General features: G+C 60.9%; 4 protein-coding genes. 2 read left to right on the top strand and 2 right to left on the bottom strand.

Annotated elements, in window-relative coordinates; translation table 11 throughout:
• The coding region (locus tag Q4Q11_RS31320) for an MFS transporter (RefSeq protein ID WP_498571922.1) at positions 1–865 on the bottom strand (865 nt) is incomplete at its 3' end.
• Between the two features lie 197 nt (positions 866–1,062).
• Between Q4Q11_RS31320 and Q4Q11_RS31315 the strand changes: the two genes are divergently transcribed.
• Together Q4Q11_RS31315 and Q4Q11_RS31310 are read left to right on the top strand one after the other, a co-directional pair.
• Positions 1,063–1,971: a LysR substrate-binding domain-containing protein gene (locus tag Q4Q11_RS31315; protein WP_498571921.1), complete on the top strand. Its 909-nt coding sequence runs from the start codon at positions 1,063–1,065 to the stop codon at positions 1,969–1,971.
• A 312-nt stretch (positions 1,972–2,283) separates the two neighbouring features.
• Positions 2,284–2,691, top strand: a complete 408-nt coding sequence (locus Q4Q11_RS31310; RefSeq protein ID WP_498571920.1) for a hypothetical protein — start codon at positions 2,284–2,286, stop codon at positions 2,689–2,691.
• A 104-nt stretch (positions 2,692–2,795) separates the two neighbouring features.
• On the opposite strand, the gene Q4Q11_RS31305 is transcribed toward Q4Q11_RS31310, so the two are convergent.
• Positions 2,796–3,344 (bottom strand): SDR family NAD(P)-dependent oxidoreductase (locus tag Q4Q11_RS31305; protein ID WP_498571919.1); only part of this gene is annotated, 549 nt, incomplete at its 5' end.

Here is a 3,344-nt window from a genome sequence, read left to right as displayed (position 1 = left end):
GAGCAAGGAAGATCTTGGTCGCACCGTCGAGCGACCAGTCGGCAAGCCGCCCGCCGAGCCAGTTGCCGATCGTGAAGCCGATGCCGATCAAAACCAGCCCGACAGTCACGAAGCCGTCGGACGCGCCCGTCAGCTGCGCAAGCGCGGGAGCGACATAGGTGTACACGGCAAACATAGCGCCCGCTCCCATGACGGTGGTTGCCATGGCAACAAGCACCGTGGGATGGGTGAGTACGGCAAGTTCCCGCTTGACGTCGGGCATCGCACCGCGCTCGCCTTTCGGAAGAGCGACCCACAGCGCCGCGATGGCAGCTATACCGATCAGCGCCGTTCCGGCAAAAGCCATGCGCCAGCCTATCTCCTGGCCGACCCAGGTCGCGGCCGGCACGCCGCCTATATTGGCGATCGTCAGTCCCATGAACATGGCAGCAACGGCACTTGCCTGCTTTTCCTTCGGCACCACGCTTGCAGCCACGACTGCGCCCAGGCCAAAGAAGGCGCCATGGTTGAGGCTGGTGACAAGGCGGGCAAGCAGCAGCGTGAAATAACCCGGCGCCATCGCCGACATGAGATTGCCGATCGTGAAGATGCCCATCAGCAGTATCAGCGCCGTGCGCTTGCCGAAGCGGCTGAAGGCGAGCGTCATGAAGGGGGCGCCGACCATGACGCCGATCGCATAGGCACTGATGAGAAGGCCGGCCGTCGGGATCGAGACGTCGACTCCCTTGGCGATGACCGGAAGAAGCCCCATCGGCGAAAACTCGGTGGTGCCGATGCCGAAGGCACCGATCGCAAGGGCGAGAAGTGCCCATCGGGCATGGGAGGACGTTTGGACCTTTTCGGCCGTCGAAATCTGGGCATTCATGTGGAAACTCCTTGGGCGTCCCATTGCGGAGCAAGGCCGGGCTGACGATTGGCCAGCCACGGCCGCATTGGATGGAATTGAGCGCCGGACTTGAGGTGCGTCATGCTTTCCGCCTATGAAATAGAGGGGGCAATCGCGCTTGATAATTGGGCAGGTTTTCACATTATTTGTGAAGCAAAATCAAAGATGAGTGTTTCATGGACAATCGCGCCGGCGAGATGCAGGTATTTCTTCGCGTGGTGGAAGCCGGCAGCTTCTCGGAAGCGGCGCGGCTGCTGCGCATGACGCCATCGACCGTCAGCAAGCTGATCTCGCGTATCGAGGCGAGGCTCGGCGTGCGCCTGGTCGAACGCTCTACCCGGCGGCTGTCACTGACCTTGGAAGGCCGGATCTACTATGAGCGCAGTCAGGCCCTTCTGCACGACCTCGACGAGGTCGAGCAGGAACTGGCAAAGGGTGCGAAGACGACAGGCGGCACGGTACGGGTCAGCATCTCCGTTCCCTTGGGCGTGCTGGGTCTTGAGCCGCTCTTGCCCGAATTCTGGCGGATCTATCCCAACGTCGTGATCGATCTTTCACTGTCCGACGAAATCGTCGACCTTTATCTCGATCGCACCGACATTGCTTTTCGGGTGGGGCCACTGCCCGATTCAGGTATGATTGCACGGCGTATCGGCATCGCCCGCCGCAAGATCGTGGCCGCGCCCGGCTATCTCGATCGCCATGGTGTGCCACGCACCGTCGACGACCTCTCCCGGCACAATTGCCTGGGGTTCAATTTCCGCCGCGCTGCACCGGTCTGGCCGGTCAAGGAAAGTGGCCGTATCGCCGATCGCGCCATGACGAGTTCGCTGCTTGCCAATAACGGCGAAACCGTACGGCGAATGGCGCTTGCGGGTGCCGGGCTTGCGCGCATGGGGGACTATCATGTACGCGCCGATCTGGCCGCCGGTCGTCTCGTCGAGGTGCTTGCCGACGTCGTCGAGTCTGACGAGGAACAGATTCATGCGGTCTTCCTAGGCGGTGCCCGCATGCCGCAGCGCGTGCGCGTGTTTCTCGATTTCGTCGTGCCCCGTCTCCAGCAATTTCTCGGCGGGGAAGCCTGATCGTTTCGAAATGATTTGGCGTGCAACTCCGCTAAAAGCGAGCTTTCGGGACAATACATTATGCCTGATTGGCGTTGAGGGTATTCGCGTGGACGTGCCTGACTGTAAGCCGCAAAGATGTGCATGGGCCTGTCTGACACCTTCCTTGGTTCGCTTTTCTGCTTCCGCATCGAGATTTGCCCTGTCGAGCAGACTTGAGAAAATTCGCCATTGCGACGTGCGATCACCCGATGCCGTGAGCAGGTGGCGAGCGACGAAGCTGTTGGAAAAGGCAGGCCCGGCAGCCTGGATCAGAAGGGATGTCGCAGCGAAATGGAAGGCTTCCGCCAAATAGAGCCAGCCAAGAGCGCTTGCAAGATCGATCAGGTAGTCTTCGCCAGGGAGGAGAAAGGGAACGGGCGCGCCGATATCAGCCATGTCTTTCGCGATGAAGGCGAGCCGACGACGGCGCCGTTCCACATCAGGCAGAAGCAGGGCAACCTCATCGTGACGATAAAGCGGGTCCATGTCGTGGAAGAAGCGGTACAGGAATTCCAGAAACCGCCGGTAACGATCAAGATCGGCAGGCGGATTTTGCAGATCGATGCGCCCGCTTTGATGGCTGCAGCACTCGCAGAGAATTGCCCGCAGCCGTTCGGTTCGGCTTTTCGCTTCTGGTTCCGGATGGGCCGAAAGTCTCAACCCATCGAGGCCCGCCTCCCTGTCGGAAGGATACAATAGACGCCTGATCGTTTCCGCAAGATGAGATCGGCCTGGCTGCCGGCGAGTTGACGAAGGAAGCGGGACTTCCTGCCAAAGGCCCCGCTGAAGGCTTTGACATTCGCTCATACCCAGCCACCATCGACAATGAATTGCTGGCTCGTGCACATGGCGCTGTCGTCAGAGGCAAGGAAGAGGGCCATACGGGCGATGTCGTCGGGCTGCAGCCGGTCGGGCAGGCATTGGCGTTCGGCGATCTGGCGTTCGCCGGCTTCCGTCAGCCAGAGGCGCATCTGGCGTTCCGTCATGACCCAACCTGGCACCAGGCAGTTGACGCGGATGCGTTCCGACCCGAATTCGCGGGCAAGCGCACGCGTCAGCCCGTAAATGCCGGCCTTGGCCGTGACATAGGCTGGACAATCGGGATCCCCCACCATCCAGGTGATCGAGCCGAGATTGATGATCGAGCCGCCGCCGCGCGCTTTCATGAAGGGTCGCGCTGCCTGCGCGGCAAAGAACTGGTGGCGCAGATTGACGGCCATCCGATCGTCCCAATAGTCAACGGTGACATCTTCCGTTTGATGCCGGTCATCATTACCGGCATTGTTGCAGAGGACCTGGATCGGTCCATGGTGCGCCGCAGCCTCTGCCATTGCCGTCCGCAAGGCTTCGAT

The organism is Rhizobium sp. UFLA01-1127 (genome assembly GCF_059803845.1).
Note: the sequence above shows the minus strand (reverse complement) of the source record. Positions and strands in the feature narration are given on the sequence as shown.

What these genes read in the sequence shown, in the direction of transcription:
- Q4Q11_RS31315 (WP_498571921.1), top strand. Translation starts at nt 1,063, where the DNA reads ATGGACAATCGCGCCGGCGAGATGCAGGTATTTCTTCGCGTGGTGGAA.
- Q4Q11_RS31310 (WP_498571920.1), top strand. Translation starts at nt 2,284, where the DNA reads ATGGAAGGCTTCCGCCAAATAGAGCCAGCCAAGAGCGCTTGCAAGATC.